Below are 16317 nucleotides of genomic sequence, written 5' to 3' on the forward strand. Positions count from 1 at the left end.
CTTCAGGCCTTGCGCCAGGCGTTGTGATCGTTCGCGCGCTGCCAAGCATCGCGCTCTGCGGCAGCGGCGTCCTTGAAGGCTGCCGGAGCGCCGATGTTCTGGACGGCGGGCTTGCCGTCCGACACCTTCACATCGGCGGTCAGCACCGCGAAGGCACCGGCAACGGCGGCGTCTTCGGTCGGGCACTTGTCCCCCAGCTTGGCGGTGACGACGGCGCGACGGATCTCGGCGTCGGTCTTGCCGGCGACATCGAGGTCGGCCACGACTGCCTTGGCCTGCGAGACCAGCGCAGCGCGATCGGCGACGAGCTTGTCGATTGCGGCCGGGGCAAGCTTGGCGTCGGCATCGGAGAGCTTGGCTTCGAGCGCCGCGACCTTGCCGCTTTCGGTGGCGAGCTTGGCATTGGCGTCGGTGAGGGCAGTCGCCGCCTGCGCGGCCTTGTCCTGCAGCTTGGCGATCGCCGCTTCGACCGCGGCTTCATCGCCCAGATTGACGGGCAGCCCGTCGAGGGTGATCGTCTTCATGCGTTTCTCCATGGAGATTGCCGACAGCGCGGCGGGGTTGGCATCGCAGAGGGCGAAGCGCTCGCCGTCCTTGATCGCACACTCGGAACCGGCGCGGCCTCGATCGACAACGGCAACGTGATTGCCGCGAATGCCGACCTGGCGGGCGTCGTAATTGGTGCCGTCCGGCGCCGTGCCCGGCGTCCAGTCCAGCGTGCATTGGTAGCCGTTGCTCAGCTCGCGCTTGCCATCGGTGACGGCGGTGATCGTTCCGGCATCCATCAGCACGAGATCGAAGGCGAGGTATTCGCCGTCACGCATCGCACCCATAACGGTACCGCGCGCATGATCGCGCCAGTTCGAGGCGGTCACGGCTTCGCGCGGGTGATCGTTGGTGATCGGCCGGCCGATGAAGCTGCGCACGGCGTCAGCCGCGAACACCTCGGCGGCGTCGCGGTAGACTTTGACGACATCGGTTGGCTTGAAGGTGTCCGGCGCTCCTACTTCGGCAGCGAGGTATTCATAGACCCCGGTGCGCGCCGCTTTCGCACGAACGGCGAGGTAGCCATCGGCGGTGCGGCGTGGTGCGTCCAGAATGAGGCGGTCGGCCAGTTGCATTGGTCGGGGAGTAGGGGGAAGGTTGTGGCCTCGTTACCGCCGTCAGAAAGTGGGCGCTATTTGACATAGGGTTGAATGGGGCTGTTATCAGCAGGCTTCAGATCACTGAGGGAAAACCAATCCTCTCGCCCCGTAGAGAATGACCTGCATAGCGCCTTATCAATCACGACATCCACGATGATGCGATTGCGCCCCAAGCTGAGCACCGTGACCACTTGGCCGGGTTTGAAGCCTGACATCGCGCCCTCCTTTCACAGCGCGGTCAATATCAAAACTCCCCATCCAACGACAACACTGCCCGCTCGGTGCAGCCGCAGAACGGCAATTCGCCTGGCAGGTCTCCGGGCGCGTCGCCGTCAGCATACCGCTTGCCATCCCGCGCCGCATGCTCCGGCCGGAAATGCACCTTATGGGACGACACCCACTCCCACGTATCGATGCCAGCCTCGCGACGACGTTCGGCATTCATCTGCGACGACAGCTTCACCAGCTGATCAGACGCGACGTTGCGCGCCCGGCGGCGGCTCATGTCGACGGCCTCGCGGATTTCCTTCGCAACCTCGTCGGCAGCGCGGTTCTGTTGCAGCCCACGAAACACCGCATCTCCGATACGCGCCCGCGATTGCTCGGAAACGGATTTCACCAGAGAGACATTGCGCTCGATCGCAGTGCTGACCGGCGCGCGCATGTCACCCGCGCCGACCAACGTTCCGAGTTCGACGCCCGTCGCGGCCTTCACGTTCGCCACCCATTTGGTGCGCTGCCACTTCTCGACCTTGAGCGCCCATTGCTCGATGCGAAGCCGGATCGAGAAGAGGAGGCGGGTCAACTCAGCCTCGATGCCGTTGAGGGTGCCGCCGACTTCCTCGGGACTGTCCTGCGTCATGGTAGCAAGGGCGCGGCTGTAGACTGCCATCAGATCGGGCAGGGCCTTGTCCCATGCCTTGACCACTGGCGCGTAGGCAGCGGCGTACAGATCGGTGGCGAGTGTGCCGGGGGCCGTGATCGGTTTCAGTGTCACCGATTCGCGCCGAACCTTTTTGCCCCTGCGTGCGAGCTGGGCGAGGTCGTAGCGCATCAGGCTTCCTCTAGGTTTGACGCCCAACCTTCATTGATTTCCTCGAAAATCTCCGGCCCAAATTCCAGCTTGCCACGATACGGCTCGACGCTGGCCAGATCGAGACCTTCGGGCGCGTTGTACGTGATGGTCACGTGGGGCTGGTACTGCTCGAAGTCGAAGCTCGCGCCCGCTTCCTTGATGGCCTCGTGTCGCCAAGAAAGTGCCGACGAAGAGAACAGAAGCACGACCGCTCTTTTATCGCCCAACGGCTCGACCAGGCGGGCTCCACCTGCGGGCACCGTAAGCTTGCCGGTCTCATCGCCATGCCAGTCCTGCCCGACCTTCATCCAGTCGACAGGCTGGCGGGAATATGCCACCGTTACATGGAGTTGGTCGGCAGGCGCGGTTGTTTCGAAGCCTTGAGCCTTCGCCCAGTCGATCAGCTCACCAGCATTCAGGAGCTTCCGCTGGACGTAAAGCGTTCGCGGCGCTGCATCGTTGGCAGCAGCGAGCGGGCCGTTAGATGACCCGCCCGGAGCCGAGATAACCGGATCACCTCCTTTCGGCGCTGACGGGTCTGCATTTGGATCACCGAGCGAGGGATCGGGTGAAATGCCGTAGCGCTCATCCTCGGGAATCTCGGACAACGCGGACTCAAGCTCAGGCAGGTAACCCTCGGCGATCATCAGCGACTGGACGCCGCGATTGAACGCTTCTTCCGGCATGGCGTTGAGCCCGGCCAGCTTCTCGGCCGCCTGCATCTGGGTGTAGAAGCGGTCGGCGCGTTCCTTGTCGGTCTCGACGTCCAGCGGAGCGAACGCGTAGCTGGCATCGAGCTGCGTCGCGCCAAGAGCGGACGGCACAAGGTAGGTATCGAGCCGGTCGAGGCACGGTCCCAGGTCGAGCGTCTGCATCGCGCGGACCTTCTTCGACCAGTCGCGCTGCTGTGAATCGCCCGACGCGTTCATGCCCTCTGGCGCACGGCCGAGGAGGCGGGTGGCGGGGATATCCGAGATTGCCGACACGAACTCGGCAAACGCGTTCAGGATGTCCTTGGCGCCCGCGAAATTGTACGCGACGTCGTCGATCTTCTCGGCAGGGCCGTCGCCATTGCCGGCGTCGTAGATCGCCACATTGAACATGCTCTCGGCCAGCGCGATCGTACCCAGGCGCGAGGATAGCGCCTTCTCGCCGTCAGCCGTCGAGACCAGGTCGGTAAGGTTCGGGATGCCGACGCGTGTCAGCCGCGCCTTGTGCAGCAGGGACGCAAATGCACCGCGCGCTGCATCGCTGTCCTTCACAGCATCGAGCACCTGCGCGAGGCGGCTCTCGCCCCAATAGGCATCGGCGCTGTTCGTGCTGACCGAGATTAGCGTCGCCGAGGTGTCAGCGCGAAACGTGATGACGCGGGAGGGGTGAATTTCCTGCTGCCCGCCCGCGGCGGTGTTCAAGCGCCACATCACCGGCTCGCCGAAGTCGGGCTTGCGGGCGTCGTCCTGCAGGGTGTCGAACGCCAGATGCCAGCGCGAAACGACATTCACGAAGGCGAGGCCACCGGTGCCGATCTGGCGTGGTGCCGGCTGCGAAGGATCGCCGGGCAGGCCGAGGATCAGCGCACCGCCGCCGAGGCCGCGCAGGGTTTCCACTTCCTTGATCTTCTCGCGCAGGCCGAGCCGCTTTTCTTCGTCCCAGATCGCTGCAGCCTGGTCGTCATCGAGCCCGGACCAGTCGCGCCATTCCCGCACCATATCGAGCGCGGAGATCTGGATGATTTTCCGCAGCAGTCCGGAGCCGCGATAGGCCGCTTCGACCTGCTGCTGTGTCAGCGGTGCTGAAACGTAGGTCGAGGCCGAGCGGGGATCGCGCCCGGTGCCTTGGCCGGTGATCGCATTGCGAAGGCCATCGAAGAGACGCGTCACGGTGCCCATGAGCGTGGGCTTGCGTCGGGGAGCGGCTCCCAGTTACCGCCGTCAGGTCAGCGCCGAGATATCGTAGCGGGACCCAAGCGCCACGCCATCGAATGCCCGAGAGGTGCTGTCGACGTCGTCGTCGTGCTTCGCAGTCGGAAAGTTTTCGAGAGCCGAAAACCAGCGCTCGTTCCAAGTCCCGCGAAGCACGACGACGTTGCCTGCCTCTGCCTGCGCTGAGAACGGGCTGAAACGTGTGATCTTGTCACCCGTCTCGGTGCTGGATCGAACGTTGTAGCCCGACAACGCTAGCTTGAGGTTGGCGACCTGGCTCTTCCCTGCCTGCCCCGGGTCCTGCGGCAAACTGATCTTGCAGCCCTTGCCATCGGCACTCGCGGTGTTCTTGATCAGCCGCTCGACACCGGCCGGGGTAAGGCAGTCGTTCGTGTTGTCGACCACGATGTACCGCCCATCCGGCATGCGCCCGACCTTCGTGCCCGAAGTCGCGTCCGGATCTGGATTCTCGGCAGTCCGTGGTGTCGCAGCCAAGTCGTAGCCGCGGCAGAACGTCGTGCCCGCGGGGACTGCGTCGACGACCTGGCACCATGACCGCTGGAAATAGAGCCCTGCAGCCGGACGGATTTTCCAGTTGCCGCCGAGCAGCCGTTCGCGCTCGACCAGTGGCAATGAAAGCAGCGAGGCCATGTAGCCCGGATCTGCCGCCATCAGCGCTTTGTTGTCGGTCAGCTTGGCCGGAATGAACGTCAGCGACTTAGGCGGGATCGGGACGCTTTGACCGTTCTCGTCCACCATCGTGTAGCAGGCGAGGTCTTGCGGGCTGTCAGCCCACTTGAGGTCTTCGCCCACGCGCACAAACCAGCGCAGGATACCGGAGCGTTCGGCGATGGGTAAGCCGGTATTCTGATCGATCCACCACGAGATCAGCTCTGCGACCCAGCTATCAGCATCGGGGTTGCAGGTCGCGCGGATGTAGGGCCGGACACCGCACATCGAACGATTGCGGCTGACCATGTACCAGAACTGCGTCGGCGTGAAATGCGTCAGCTCGTCGAACTTGATCAGCGGGATCTGCGAGCCCTGCCAGTTGAAGCGCGTCTTATCGTGCTCCAGGTGCGCGAAGCTGGCAGTTGCACCGCTCGGGAACTGCCACGTCAGCACATGCTCTTTCGGCTCGGCACCGACCAGCGGGTAAAGGTTGGCGCTCTCGTCCCAGAGACCGCCCTCGTTCCGGATCTGCACGGTCGACCGCCGGAACGTGACGGAGCCGAACCCCGGGTTGTGGATGTGGCGCAGGTCTTCGAGCAGAAGGGCCCATGTTTTGCCGCCGCCGGCCGCGCCACCATAGATCGCGATATCGGCCGCGCTGGCGAGGAACGTGGTCTGTGGGCCGGGCTGCGGCTTGATCGTGGCGTCGGTTATCTGAAACGCATTCTCATGCATTTCTCCGCGTTGGCGCGTGAACTTGTTTAGAGCTACCGCCGTCGCATTTGGCGAGCCTTGCCCGTCGAGAAAATCGCCTTCATCAGTTTATTAAGGGCGAGCGAATCGTGATTGGGACTTCGCTGCCTATGATAATTTGGCGGAGTGAAAAGTTGACGTACGGGGACGATAATGGAAGTGGCTTTGAAAGCGCCCGTTTCCTTATTGAGGAAATCGATTCTGATCTCAATGAGATCAAGACTCTTACGGAAGAATATTTCCGTAATAACCCATATGCTCTTGTTAAGGAGCAAAACCCTATCAATGGCGACGAACATGCGAAGATCGTCTTTAGGCCAGTTCCGTCACGGATTAGATACATCACGTCCAATGTTATAAAAAATTTGCGTGATGCTCTTGACCAAGCCTGCTCAGCTGCCTCTGAACATATAAAGGGGAAGCGTTGCCGGCACGCTCACTTCCCATTTGGTGAAAACCCCGACGATTTTGAGGTCGCGATTACTAAGTCGGTTTGTAAGGATATACCTTCTGAATTGTACCCCATTCTTCGCACGTTCGAATTGTATCCAACTGGGGAGGGGTATGATGGCGGAAACAACCGCTTGCGGATGCTTGGTCGCGTTTCTGGACCTCATAAACATCGGATTGCAATAAGCGCTGCACCTAATATTGTTCCCACGCTACAATGCTTGGAAGTTTTCCCTGGTAAGAATGGAAAGGTTATATTTCATCATCCTTTGCAGGAACGAAAGAACAACGAATTTCCCCTCGTCACCTTAGGTAAAGGCGGAAGGGCTCGATTTAATCTCCAGATGACCGGGCAGCTTATTTTTGCAAATACCAAGCTTCGTGACGTGCCTGTACGAGAGTTTCTGATGGCTTGTCAGGGGGATGTTAGAAAAATAGTGGAAGAGCTGGAGAGTGAAGCACTCCGCATAAAGTGAGATTCTGCTTCTCTGATCATCTCCCATTATCGGGAAGCGCGAAGATCGCGACGGCGGGGGCTGGCAGGTCCTTCCCGTCTTTGCCTGTGTGCTCGACCTTATCGCGCAGGTGTCCATAGAGCTTGGCAAGGCCCATCGTAGCAGAGACAGCCGCCGCTGGTGTGCCGCAATCCCGGGCAAAGGTGCGGTCCTCCAGCAGCATGTCACGGATGCGATCGACGGTCATTTCATGGCGGGCTGCGTGCGCGGCCTTCAACTCGTCGACCATTAGTGCGACCTTAGGGTTGTCGAGCAGCTTTGATGCGGCAACGTGAATGGCGCCAGCCTTCATCTTCCTCGCGTCGTAGGCCTGCCGATATGCCTCCGACGCGTTGCCAGTCTCGATGTAGGCGAGACAGAACGCCTCTTGTTTCGGTGTGAGGCTCATTCCCCGCTCCTCCCGCTCAGCGTCTGCCCCATGACATACCGCCTGCGCCGCTTCTGCCGATCGGCAAGGCACTGCTCGCCCGGCTCCACATGAAGCCGACGGACACCGTTCGCCCGCACGAACTCGGCACGCTCAATCTTCAATTCAGCCCTCCCGCATTCGTCGATCCAGCGGCTGATGCAGCGCCAGTTCGCGTGGTAGTGTTCCATGATCCCGTCCCAGCCCATGCGGACGTAGGTCTCGCGGAAGTCGCGCGGGCAAGGCCGGCGGGGCTTGAGCCGGCCGGTGTCGTGAAGGCGTCCGTCGCGGCGTCGTTTCGGCATGGTCAGGGCCCAGGCAAAGAGCGGGAGGGTAGAGACGTCGTGGCGCGCGGCGGTCTGGATCACGAGCTTGCCCCCATGAGATAGGCGATGGCGCCTCGAAGGTTCGGGTCTTGCGCGGCGCGGTAGTGGTCGCGGATCGGCTCAGGGTCCGTGCCGTCGCGTGCGGTGCGCATGGTGTCGGCGAGGATCTGGGCGGTGTGGGTGGACCAGCAGGCGGAGAGGTCGAATTCGTCGACGCTGCGCCAGTCCGGTTCCGATGGCTGAGGCTGCGCCGGTGAGCGCCCAGTTAACCCCCCTTTAGGGGGGTAACTGGCGCACTGGCGCACCGCCTCTGCACTGCGCCGGTCTGCGCCGGTTTGCGCCAGTTCTGCGCCAGCCCTGAGAGTAACTGGCGCAACGCCGGAAACGGCAGAAAACCGTGCATTTTCGATGTCCGAAGGGGCGCGCGTCTGTTGCGGCCTGCTTCCTTCGCGACACTGTGCGCCGGTTTGCGCCAGTCCGTTCCGCATCAGTCTGTGTGCCATGTGCCGACCTCCACGAACTTGCGGCTTTTCCGATGCTTGTCCTCCCGTTCGACTTCGCGAAGCATGCCGTTCGCGAACCATTGCTTGAGGATATCCTTGATGCGGCCTGCCTTCTTTTCAGCATCCCAATCGAGGATCTGGGCGACGAGAACGCCGACCCATGCTTCCTTCGCGCGGACATCGACGCGCCAGTCGCCTTGCTCGACTTGCCGCTGCACTTCCTTGAGGTGCCAGGACGTGAGACCCTCAAACGGATCGGGCCACTTCCACGGGGAGGCGACCCCGACACTGTCGCCGTTGGGCAGATCGACGTTGTTCATGCGGAACCAGTCAGCGGCCTCGGGTGGGGCCAGGTTCGCCTTGTCGTTCTGGGTGCGGAAGTAGAAGCCGATGAGCTTTGGCTCGATGCCGGCGCGCTCCGCCTCTTCCTTGGTCATGCGATTGTAGACGACAACGCTGCGTGCCGCGCCGATCAGCGAGACCGCGCCGCGGCTGCTTTCGGCGGTCACCTCGGCTCCGTTGGTCTTGCGGACGTGGTGCACGAGGTTGATGGCGCAGTCGCAGATGTCGGCGATGCGCGACCATTCCTTCGCGACCATGTCGATCGCGCGGTTGTCGTTCTCGCTGATGCCGTGGCTCGACACGAAGGGATCGATGCTGAGAACGTCGATCTTGCGCTCTTGCAGCTGGGAGACGACGGCCTCGACGACGGGGCGGACGATGCGCGCGCCGCCGTCTGTTTCCTCTGCGATGCAGATTGGCTGGTCTCGGCCGCTGTCGACATAGAGGCGATCTTCGACCTCGCCGGGGTGAATGTCGTACCACTGCGCAGCGGCATGGATGCGGCGTTCGGTTTCCTCGTTCGGATCCTCGAGGTTGTAGAGCCAGACCCTGTGCGGGCCCTCGTGGATGTCCTTGCCGAGCAGCGCGCGGCCGGTGGCCATGGCGAGTGCCTCGACGATCTTGACGCTCGACTTGCCGAGCCCGCCAGGCGCGATGTCGAGCGAGACGAACTTGCGGATCAGGTGACGTCCGTAGAGCCACCGGCGAGGGGGTATCGTCGCCGGGTCGCGCCAGAGAAATGGCGTCGCCTTGATCTGCGGCCGCTCCGTCTCGCCCTCGTCGTCGTAGGGCGCGAAGGGCGGCAGCGTGTCCTCGCGGCGTGCGAAGGCCTGCACGACTGCTTCTGAGCCGAGCAGATTGAAATCGTCGTTGGCGTCGATGTTGTCGCCCACCTTCACGCTGCCCTCCCGAGCGGAAAAGTGACCTTGGCGCCGATCTCGCGTGCTGCGGCTAGCGCAGCCTCGCGACCCGGGTTTTTGCCGGTCTTGGCTTCGGTGGCGCGATCGTCGTCGCCGAAGACGGTGTAGGTGATGTCGCTGCGACGCTCGTGGAACAGTCGCGCGACGCGGATCAGGTTCTTGGCGCTGAAGGTGACGATGACTGGCAACCCGATCGCCTGATGGATCGCGTCGCCCGTCGCGTAACCCTCGCACAGCACGGCCTCTCGCGTCGTGCTGTCGATAGTTCCGACAATGCAAAACAGGTCCTCTGTCCGGCCGCCCTTCAGGAATCGCTTTTCGCCGTCGGGCCGGATACGCTGAAGGTTCCAGAGGCACCCGTCGGGGCCGAACATCGGGACAAGCAGCTCCTCGCCGATCTGGCGCAGAGGCTTGGGGGCGATGCCCTTGATCTCCACGTAGGGGTGCAAGAGGTTGGCGGGCCCGGCGCGCTGCCAAAGATCGGATGCGGCAAGCGCGGCCTGGTGCTCGTTATTGCGCTTTTCGGCTTCGCGGCGGTCGCGCGCCTGTTGCCATTCGCGCTGCAGAGCTGCGCGCTCCTCCGGCGATAGGGCGGGCCGATCACTGCTCGACTTCCACTTGAGCGTGCCGGTGTTCATCCGATAGTTGCCGAACGCGCCGGCCGGACGCTCGTCGAGATAGAGGATCGCCCAGCCATTCTGCCGACCCTTGCCGTCACCTTCGCAGCGGAAGCGGATCAGCGAGCCGCCGGCGAGGCGCTGCGCGATCGGCTCTACCGGCACGACGCCGTTCGATTCCATGAACCCGATGAAGTCGGCGATGGCATCGTGCACGCTCACGCCTCGACGAGCCCCCAAAACAGGATGAAGTCCTCGCACTCGTCATCGCTGATGAAGCCGCACTGGCGCGCGAGCATGATGCGCTCCTTGCGCTCGGCGTCGCTGATGTACTTGGCCTTGATCGCGGCGAGGATGATGCGGCGCGTGAAGTCCTGCCAGAACGACGGCGCGACCGTGTCGATGGCGGTGAGGACGCTCATGCGGCGCGCTCCAGTTTCGCAAGGGGGAAGCCATTGCGGCGGAGCCAGTCGAACGCGTCGTAGGGATCGAAATAACAGGCAACGAGCCACCCCATGTCGAGCATGGAATTGCCGTAATCGATCTGCGCCTGAGACAGTTTGCCCGGGCGACCGCGGCGATCGTATCCTTTGAATTCGAGGATGGCGCTGAGTGGCCGCTCGGCGTCAATCCGATAATCCATGACGCCCGCGTAAACCCCGATCCGCTTGGCGAGCGCGTGGTTGTAGCGGCCTTCGTTCTTAATGTGGTGGAAGTTGATCGGCCCGCGCTTCCCGCGATGCAGGAGCGTCACGAAGGTCCGGCAACGTTCGTCTTCCGACCAAGTTCGGACACCGTCGGGTTCCTGCACGAAAAAGCGTGGCGGCGCATCGAGCGCGCTTTCAAGATCAGCCCACTGCACGCTGGGCCTCCACCGAACGCCGCCGATCGATCTCGTTGGCGATGATCTGGCGCACCACAGCGGGCGCCACCTTGCGGCAGCGCGCCATGCTGTCGATCGCGCGTTCGTCGCCGGCCAGCTTGTCGAGGTCGGCGTGCAGCATGATCGACGAGACGAGCGCTGCGCGATGGTAGTCGCGAGTGGGCTGCTTGCGCTGGTTGTAGGGGGGCTTCATGCGGCGATGCTCCGCAACCGGTCGGCGAAACTCTCGTCCTGCAGTAAAAGGCTCTCGGCCTGGCGAAGCCCGTAGATGACTGTGGTGCGATCGCGTGACCCGACATACCGGCCAATCTCGCGCATCGGCACACCGTGCTTTTTGAGGGCCAGCATCAACGCTTGGCGAGCGCGGACGACTGGCCGTTCGCGTGACGGCGAGAGGATTTCCTCAACAGGCACATGGAAAGTGCGCGCCGCGTTCATCACGAGCTTAAGCTCTGCGGTGCAAGGCGGCCCGAAAGGTTCCGAACTTGGGATGCGCTGAGGCTGCTCGGCCCCCATTCTTATCCGAAGCCGCTGGCGCTCCTTGGCGTCTTGCTCAAGGATCAGGCGACGGGCTTCGTCTCGGCCGTAATGGTTGCGGATCAGAAAGCGATATTGCTCGCGAAGGTGCTGGGGGCACCATGCCAGCTTGGTGTCGCTGATCGAACGGCCGGCTTTCGCACGAGCCTCTGGAGTCGCGGCAGCTTTAGCGCCAATCTCCCAGATGCGACCTTCAACGAAGTGCCGCGTCCGCTTCTCATTGATCACCGGGTCTTGGCCCAAAGCGATTGCCCGCTTTCGGAGGCCGTCCTTGTAGATCGGATCGGTGGCGATCTTCCGTTTGATGCCGGTGCGGATGCGTTCCTTGAAATCCGGCAGCGCACGCGTCGCCTGCCACACATGGGACTGGCAGTAGCCCGAGACATTGGCGCGGCTCAGATCCTTGCCGCAGGTGGCGCAACCCATCACCGCACCCCCGCGCTCGAAAGCGGCAGAACCGTCGCAATGATCGCGTCGGCGGCATCCCGGCAAAGCGGGCGCTCGACATGATCGAACCGGCCGTCAGCCGCGGCCTTCGCAATCGTCGCTCCCTGTTCCATCAGGGTCGCCACGATCGACGCCGGCTGAACATCGTCCTCGTCGTGGCGGCTCGCGGTATAGTTGATGCAGCCAGCGAGCGCGGAGACGGCGCTTTCGCCCAGCGCGTAGGCTAGGCAGAGCGCATCTTCGGCCGCAACGCGGCGTGTGGTGTCGCCCGGGTTCATGATCTTGTCGATCGTGGCGAGGTGTACGCCGCTTTCCCGCGCCAGCTGGGCCCGGGTGAACGCGCGGGTGTCGAGCGCGCGCTTGATATGACGCGTGAGAACGGTGCGGATCGCGCCGTCCGAGGTGATCCCGCGATTTAGGACAGAGTTATTGTCAGGCATCGCCTAGGCCATCCTCATGGTTGATTTGGAAAAATCCCCCGTTCCCGTCCTTGAGCGCGCTAACTACGAAGACCGGGCACCCGCACGCGCATGCAAACCTTCGCGCAGGCCGAGCTTCGCAGCCGCCGGGGTGGTCGGCTGTGTGAGTAGGCAGGGCCGGTATGGGGTGAGCCGCCATCAGATGCGCGGCCAGTTCAGACCCTGCTCTTCGGCGTGCAGGGCGGAGAAAAACTTGAGGCAGCCCGAGGCGCAGGCGGCGACGATGGCGATGACGCCGATAATGAGCGCGGGGGCCATCGGTCAGGCGGCCTTGCCAGCCGAGGCTGCGGTCGGCACGTTTCCCCGGTCACAGGAGGGATTCGCATGCGTCCGGTCGTCGGATTGGTTTGGTACAGGCGCGCGGATTACCGGCGCGTTCTCGAAGTCATGCTCGATGCAGAGAATCTCCCCCGCACGTTCGACAAGTGGCAAGGTCAGGCCGAGCGCGCAGAGACCGACTTCAAGCGACGGGGACATGCCACTGTCAGAGCTTACGTCGATCCGAACGATTTCGTCGCCTGGTGCGCCGCGACTGGCCATCAGGTCGACGCCAAGGGCCGGAATGCATGGGCCAATCTTGCCGCTCGGCGGCACCAGATCGGCGAGAATTGAAAGACGCGGCCGCATAGGTCAGGCGGCTTGGGAGGCAGGAGATTGCGAGAGCAGCGCTTGCGCGGCCAGCAACGTCCGCTTGTCGAGCGGCAGGTCGCCGCGCTCCAAGCGCGAAATCGTTGACTGGTGCAGTCCGAGCCGATCAGCAAACTCGCACTGCGTCAGGTTCAGCTTTCGCCGGATGTGTCGAATGTCGTCCATGGGATGCACAATATTCCCACAGGAATAACCATGCAAGCAGGAATATTCTCTCAAGAATTAGATTATGCTTGTGGGGTCGGATATGCGTCACGCATGGGGCAAACGACTCTCGCCGCGAACATCGCCGCGTTGCGCAAGCACTTGGGTCTGAACCAGACGGCATTTGCCGAGCTGGTCGGTTCGAAGCAGGCGAACGTGTCGAAGTGGGAGAGTGGAACGCAACCTGATGCCCTCCCGCTGGCGAAGATGGCCACCGAGGCGGGCGTCACGCTGGCGCAGTTCATGGAAGAGGCCTGGGAGCCAAAGCCCACCGCGATCGCCACCAACGTCCGCCGCGAATGGACGATCGAGGACTTCGCGGCAGAGCAGGGCTGGGTGCTCGTCGAGGAAGTCGATTTGGCCTACGGTATGGGCGGCACGTTCATCGACAAACTGAGCCACCCCGATAGCACGGGCTTGGTACCCTTTCGTGAAGACTGGCTGCGCGGCATTTATCGCGGCGCCTCTAGCCACCTTAGGGTCGTACGGGGATCGGGCGATAGTATGGAGCCTACCATCCGAGATGGCGACATGGTCCTGATCGATACCAGCCGCAAAGAGCTAGATGAGCAGGATGTCATTTGGGCTGTGACCTATGGCGACATCGGAATGATCCGCCGACTGCGCCAGATGCCCAGTGGCAGCATTCAGCTAATGCCCGACAATCAATATGTGCGCCCTGTTGAAGCCTATGACGGGGAGCTGCACTTGCAAGGCAGGGTGATCTTCATTGGAAGGCGGATGTGAGGCGCGGACTGATCCCTATGGCATTGCTAGCCACCCCGAAAGCGGCGCAGCAGGGCAGTCCGTGGTCAATTTTCCCGCTCAGTTATTAAGGGGACCAACAGATGATTTTGGCTGCCCTAGCTTTGGCCTCGACGGCTCCCGCAGACCCGCCCAAGCCAAATCCGTCTGAGGCGTTCGAGAATGTGCCTTGGCGCAATGATACAGTCGTCAAGCCAGCACCGTCTGGTCCGGCGTATCTAGTGATAGCGTCAGGTTCGGCGATCAAGACGGTCCCGTACAAGACGATGAGAGCTTGCTTAGCTGCTAGGGCTGCGGTGGCTGGTCCCCCTGCGGGCACAAGGTTGCCGAACGGAGCAATTCTCGGTCCACCTGCTGTGACCTATTCTTGCTTACCTCGCTGACCTTTCCGCGACCAAATGTTTCCGAGCGTACGACATGATCAAGTTTCCCACACAGATGCTGAAGCGCCTTCCCATCGCTATGGCCGCATTAGCGTCACCTGTTCAAGCGGCCACGGTTTGGGTCCCGGTTGGCACTTCTTCAACCGGATCGCGCTGGTATATGGATGACCGCGCCTTGGGAGCAGGTAGCGGCGACTATTGGTTCAAGATTGATTACAGCAATGATAGAACCGAAAAAGATCGTTCGTCAGTTCAGCTAAAGCGGATAGATTGCAGCACCCGCCGATCTGGCACCGTTCAAGCAACCACCTACGCCGTGAATGGAGTGGCGCGGTCTTATGGCCCCATTACGTACCCAAGCCTTAGTGTAGTCGTCCCTGATACTATCGGCGAGGTATTTGTCGACCTGATTTGCGCAACACCTAACAAGGGCTGACCAGAGAAAAGAGGCGCGGATATGATAAAGTTCCCTACCGCTGGCGAAGTTATTGACGCAGCAAGGCCACTTGATCAGCCGCCCATCACGGATGACCAACTGATTGCCCAATGTGAGCGATGCGACCGGTGGGCACCACTATCTTCTTGCAAGATCAAGGACAGTGCAGACGCGCGCCGCTACCATTGTTCCAAATGCAGCGATGTTCTCGCTTTGGTTCGCGAACCGAATATGGGTGGGGTGCCAATTCCAGGTAGCGGACTACGCATCGGCGCTTGGGTCTTTGCAAATCCTGTCGAGGTACTGCTGGAAGGCTTCTCCCGGCTCCGCTTCCCGGCGATGGTCAATGCTACAAGCTTCGAAGTACGACTTAAGTCAGGGAATAGCGTCAAGGACGCGAGCGCGGATTAGAAAGACATTGAATTGGCTTACAGGCATATCAGGCTCCGTCCTTTGGCGGAGCCTTTTTGCTGCAACCCGAAATCAGCGTCTTCCTGCAAGCTCGCCGGTCGCCATGATCGCGCGGCCGCTCCCGGCTAACATAAAGGTGGCCAGGGACAGATAAAATATTCCCATAAGAATTTTCTCTCTTGAGAATATGCCTATGAGAATATAGAGCAACTCCAACAGCCGGTGAGCCGCAAGCGCAGACCCGGCCCAAGTTGGAGACCCCCGATGGCTCTTACCCTCGCCGAGATCGAAGCCCGCTTCCCTAAGCCGAAGCCGCGGCCGTTCATCCTGACCGAAGCCCGCGCTGCCCGGCTGTGGCAGATGGGCCCGGCCGAGCGTCACATGGCGCTGCAGGACGAGATCAACATCCACCTGCTCGAAGAAGGGCGCCGCGCGATCGGTTCGATCATCGCCGGGCCTTTGACGCAGCGCGCCGTCGCCCGCCGCTGGGACCGTGAGCCCGACGCCATCATGGCGATCGCCTACGCTGAGTTCGAGCGCGTGCTGGCGGGGAGGGCTGCAGCATGAACGCCGTCTCGCCGATCCGCCCGGTCCACGCGACCACGTTCCACGCCTGGCGCATCCCCACCGGTTCGACGCAGGCCTATCCGATCGACACCGAAGGAGCGCAGACGCTGGCCGACGCGGTCAATCCCGCTGCCCCGCGCTGCAACCACAAGGACGTGCTGCAGGTCCTTCACACCAACGGCAAGGGCGAGCGCCTGCTTGTGGTCTACGCGATCAAGCAGGGTGCGCCGACCTACCGCAAGTGCCCCGACAAGCTGATCGACGTCCGCTTCGTGCCGTTGAAGCCGGTCGAGCTGTACCGCGTCGCCGTCGAGGACTTCGCTCCGGTCGAGCCGTGGTCGTGGTCGCCGGGTGCTGATCCGGTCGGGCTCAATCGTGGGCTTGTCGAGGTTCGGGGAGGGGTTCGGTGATGACCCGCCCCACCGCCTACACCGGCCCCTATCCGATCACCACGCATCGCACGCTGGCCGACCTTCGCCAAGACCAGGACGACGCCGACACCGCAGCCGCGCGCGAGATGATCGCCCGGTTTCGCGCCGAGGCCATCGCCGACCGCGCAGAACGCGTCCTCTCGCTCGCTCTCGCCGCAGTGTCCGGTGCCTGCATCGCGATCGCCGCGTGGGCCTTTTTCATGCCTGTGATGGAGTGTGTGCGGTGAACATCGAGGACATCAAAACCGCAGAGGCCGAGGCAAACCGCTTCCTCGAGCGCGTTGAGGCCGCGAAGGCTGCCTTCAAGAACCACAACGGCCACTGGTGGAACCACGACACCACCGCCACCGCCGCGCTTCGCCGTGCCAGCATGGATCTGACGCGTGCACTGGCTCAGCTTCGGAGGCCCGGAGCATGACCCCCGTCCTGCGCTACCGCTACGTGCTGCTCGGCCTGATCCTCGGCGCTCAGGCGGGCGCC

Annotated in this window: 23 protein-coding genes; 8 read left to right on the forward strand and 15 right to left on the reverse strand. The window is 62.5% G+C overall.

Annotated features, from left to right (window positions below; all coding sequences use genetic code 11):
* Positions 1-2: 2 nt before the first annotated feature.
* The 4 genes from AACH40_RS05940 to terL all read right to left on the reverse strand — a co-directional run bounded on the left by AACH40_RS05940 (position 3) and on the right by terL (position 5549).
* On the reverse strand, positions 3-1121 hold the full coding sequence (locus AACH40_RS05940) for a DUF2213 domain-containing protein (protein WP_338644724.1): 1119 nt from the start codon (positions 1119-1121) through the stop codon (positions 3-5).
* 268 nt (positions 1122-1389) lie between these two features.
* Complete coding sequence (locus tag AACH40_RS05945; protein WP_338644726.1) at positions 1390-2199, reverse strand: minor capsid protein; 810 nt, start codon at positions 2197-2199, stop codon at positions 1390-1392.
* Positions 2199-4109 carry an anti-CBASS protein Acb1 family protein gene (locus tag AACH40_RS05950; RefSeq protein WP_338644729.1) on the reverse strand — a complete coding sequence of 637 codons (1911 nt, stop codon included), beginning with the start codon at positions 4107-4109 and terminating at the stop codon, positions 2199-2201. Before AACH40_RS05950 ends, AACH40_RS05945 begins: the two co-directional genes overlap by 1 nt.
* 42 nt (positions 4110-4151) lie before the next feature.
* Entirely contained in the window at positions 4152-5549 is a 1398-nt protein-coding gene (gene terL, locus AACH40_RS05955) for a phage terminase large subunit (RefSeq protein ID WP_338644731.1), read from the reverse strand.
* Positions 5550-5701: 152 nt separating this feature from the next.
* On the opposite strand from terL, the gene AACH40_RS05960 reads away from it, so the two are divergent.
* Complete coding sequence (locus tag AACH40_RS05960; protein ID WP_338644733.1) at positions 5702-6493, forward strand: hypothetical protein; 792 nt, start codon at positions 5702-5704, stop codon at positions 6491-6493.
* A gap of 16 nt (positions 6494-6509) precedes the next feature.
* Here the strand turns inward: AACH40_RS05960 and AACH40_RS05965 are convergent, their stop codons facing one another.
* The 10 genes from AACH40_RS05965 to AACH40_RS06010 are packed head-to-tail and all read right to left on the reverse strand — an operon-like array spanning position 6510 to position 11953.
* Complete coding sequence (locus AACH40_RS05965) at positions 6510-6920, reverse strand: terminase small subunit (protein ID WP_338644736.1); 411 nt, start codon at positions 6918-6920, stop codon at positions 6510-6512.
* Positions 6917-7306: a hypothetical protein gene (locus AACH40_RS05970; RefSeq protein WP_338644738.1), complete on the reverse strand. Its 390-nt coding sequence runs from the start codon at positions 7304-7306 to the stop codon at positions 6917-6919. The genes AACH40_RS05965 and AACH40_RS05970 overlap by 4 nt, the downstream gene beginning before the upstream one ends.
* Entirely contained in the window at positions 7303-7767 is a 465-nt protein-coding gene (locus AACH40_RS05975) for a hypothetical protein (RefSeq protein ID WP_338644740.1), read from the reverse strand. Before AACH40_RS05975 ends, AACH40_RS05970 begins: the two co-directional genes overlap by 4 nt.
* Positions 7752-9008, reverse strand: a complete 1257-nt coding sequence (locus AACH40_RS05980; protein WP_338644742.1) for an AAA family ATPase — start codon at positions 9006-9008, stop codon at positions 7752-7754. Before AACH40_RS05980 ends, AACH40_RS05975 begins: the two co-directional genes overlap by 16 nt.
* Positions 9005-9868: a hypothetical protein gene (locus AACH40_RS05985; protein ID WP_338644744.1), complete on the reverse strand. Its 864-nt coding sequence runs from the start codon at positions 9866-9868 to the stop codon at positions 9005-9007. Before AACH40_RS05985 ends, AACH40_RS05980 begins: the two co-directional genes overlap by 4 nt.
* The gene (locus AACH40_RS05990; RefSeq protein ID WP_338644746.1) at positions 9865-10068 is read right to left on the reverse strand and encodes a hypothetical protein; all 204 of its coding nucleotides are present in this window, start codon (positions 10066-10068) and stop codon (positions 9865-9867) included. Before AACH40_RS05990 ends, AACH40_RS05985 begins: the two co-directional genes overlap by 4 nt.
* Complete coding sequence (locus tag AACH40_RS05995) at positions 10065-10508, reverse strand: hypothetical protein (RefSeq protein ID WP_338644748.1); 444 nt, start codon at positions 10506-10508, stop codon at positions 10065-10067. Before AACH40_RS05995 ends, AACH40_RS05990 begins: the two co-directional genes overlap by 4 nt.
* Positions 10495-10722, reverse strand: a complete 228-nt coding sequence (locus AACH40_RS06000; protein WP_338644749.1) for a hypothetical protein — start codon at positions 10720-10722, stop codon at positions 10495-10497. Before AACH40_RS06000 ends, AACH40_RS05995 begins: the two co-directional genes overlap by 14 nt.
* Positions 10719-11492, reverse strand: coding sequence for a helix-turn-helix domain-containing protein (locus AACH40_RS06005; protein WP_338644751.1), 774 nt, complete (start codon positions 11490-11492; stop codon positions 10719-10721). Before AACH40_RS06005 ends, AACH40_RS06000 begins: the two co-directional genes overlap by 4 nt.
* Positions 11492-11953: a hypothetical protein gene (locus tag AACH40_RS06010; RefSeq protein WP_338644753.1), complete on the reverse strand. Its 462-nt coding sequence runs from the start codon at positions 11951-11953 to the stop codon at positions 11492-11494. Before AACH40_RS06010 ends, AACH40_RS06005 begins: the two co-directional genes overlap by 1 nt.
* 363 nt (positions 11954-12316) lie before the next feature.
* On the opposite strand from AACH40_RS06010, the gene AACH40_RS06015 reads away from it, so the two are divergent.
* Complete coding sequence (locus AACH40_RS06015) at positions 12317-12604, forward strand: hypothetical protein (RefSeq protein ID WP_338644755.1); 288 nt, start codon at positions 12317-12319, stop codon at positions 12602-12604.
* 18 nt (positions 12605-12622) lie between these two features.
* Here the strand turns inward: AACH40_RS06015 and AACH40_RS06020 are convergent, their stop codons facing one another.
* The gene (locus AACH40_RS06020; RefSeq protein WP_338644757.1) at positions 12623-12805 is read right to left on the reverse strand and encodes a helix-turn-helix domain-containing protein; all 183 of its coding nucleotides are present in this window, start codon (positions 12803-12805) and stop codon (positions 12623-12625) included.
* Positions 12806-12898: 93 nt separating this feature from the next.
* Between AACH40_RS06020 and AACH40_RS06025 the strand changes: the two genes are divergently transcribed.
* The 6 genes from AACH40_RS06025 to AACH40_RS06050 all read left to right on the forward strand — a co-directional run bounded on the left by AACH40_RS06025 (position 12899) and on the right by AACH40_RS06050 (position 16255).
* On the forward strand, positions 12899-13591 hold the full coding sequence (locus AACH40_RS06025) for an XRE family transcriptional regulator (RefSeq protein ID WP_338644759.1): 693 nt from the start codon (positions 12899-12901) through the stop codon (positions 13589-13591).
* A gap of 435 nt (positions 13592-14026) precedes the next feature.
* Entirely contained in the window at positions 14027-14428 is a 402-nt protein-coding gene (locus AACH40_RS06030) for a surface-adhesin E family protein (RefSeq protein WP_338644761.1), read from the forward strand.
* A 675-nt stretch (positions 14429-15103) separates the two neighbouring features.
* Entirely contained in the window at positions 15104-15406 is a 303-nt protein-coding gene (locus AACH40_RS06035; protein WP_338644763.1) for a hypothetical protein, read from the forward strand.
* Positions 15403-15816, forward strand: coding sequence for a hypothetical protein (locus AACH40_RS06040; RefSeq protein ID WP_338644764.1), 414 nt, complete (start codon positions 15403-15405; stop codon positions 15814-15816). The genes AACH40_RS06035 and AACH40_RS06040 overlap by 4 nt, the downstream gene beginning before the upstream one ends.
* Positions 15816-16064 carry a hypothetical protein gene (locus AACH40_RS06045; RefSeq protein WP_338644766.1) on the forward strand — a complete coding sequence of 83 codons (249 nt, stop codon included), beginning with the start codon at positions 15816-15818 and terminating at the stop codon, positions 16062-16064. Before AACH40_RS06040 ends, AACH40_RS06045 begins: the two co-directional genes overlap by 1 nt.
* Positions 16061-16255, forward strand: coding sequence for a hypothetical protein (locus AACH40_RS06050; RefSeq protein WP_338644768.1), 195 nt, complete (start codon positions 16061-16063; stop codon positions 16253-16255). Before AACH40_RS06045 ends, AACH40_RS06050 begins: the two co-directional genes overlap by 4 nt.
* Positions 16256-16317: the final 62 nt, after the last annotated feature.

Source organism: Novosphingobium olei (assembly GCF_037076535.1).
Lineage (GTDB): Bacteria > Pseudomonadota > Alphaproteobacteria > Sphingomonadales > Sphingomonadaceae > Novosphingobium > Novosphingobium olei.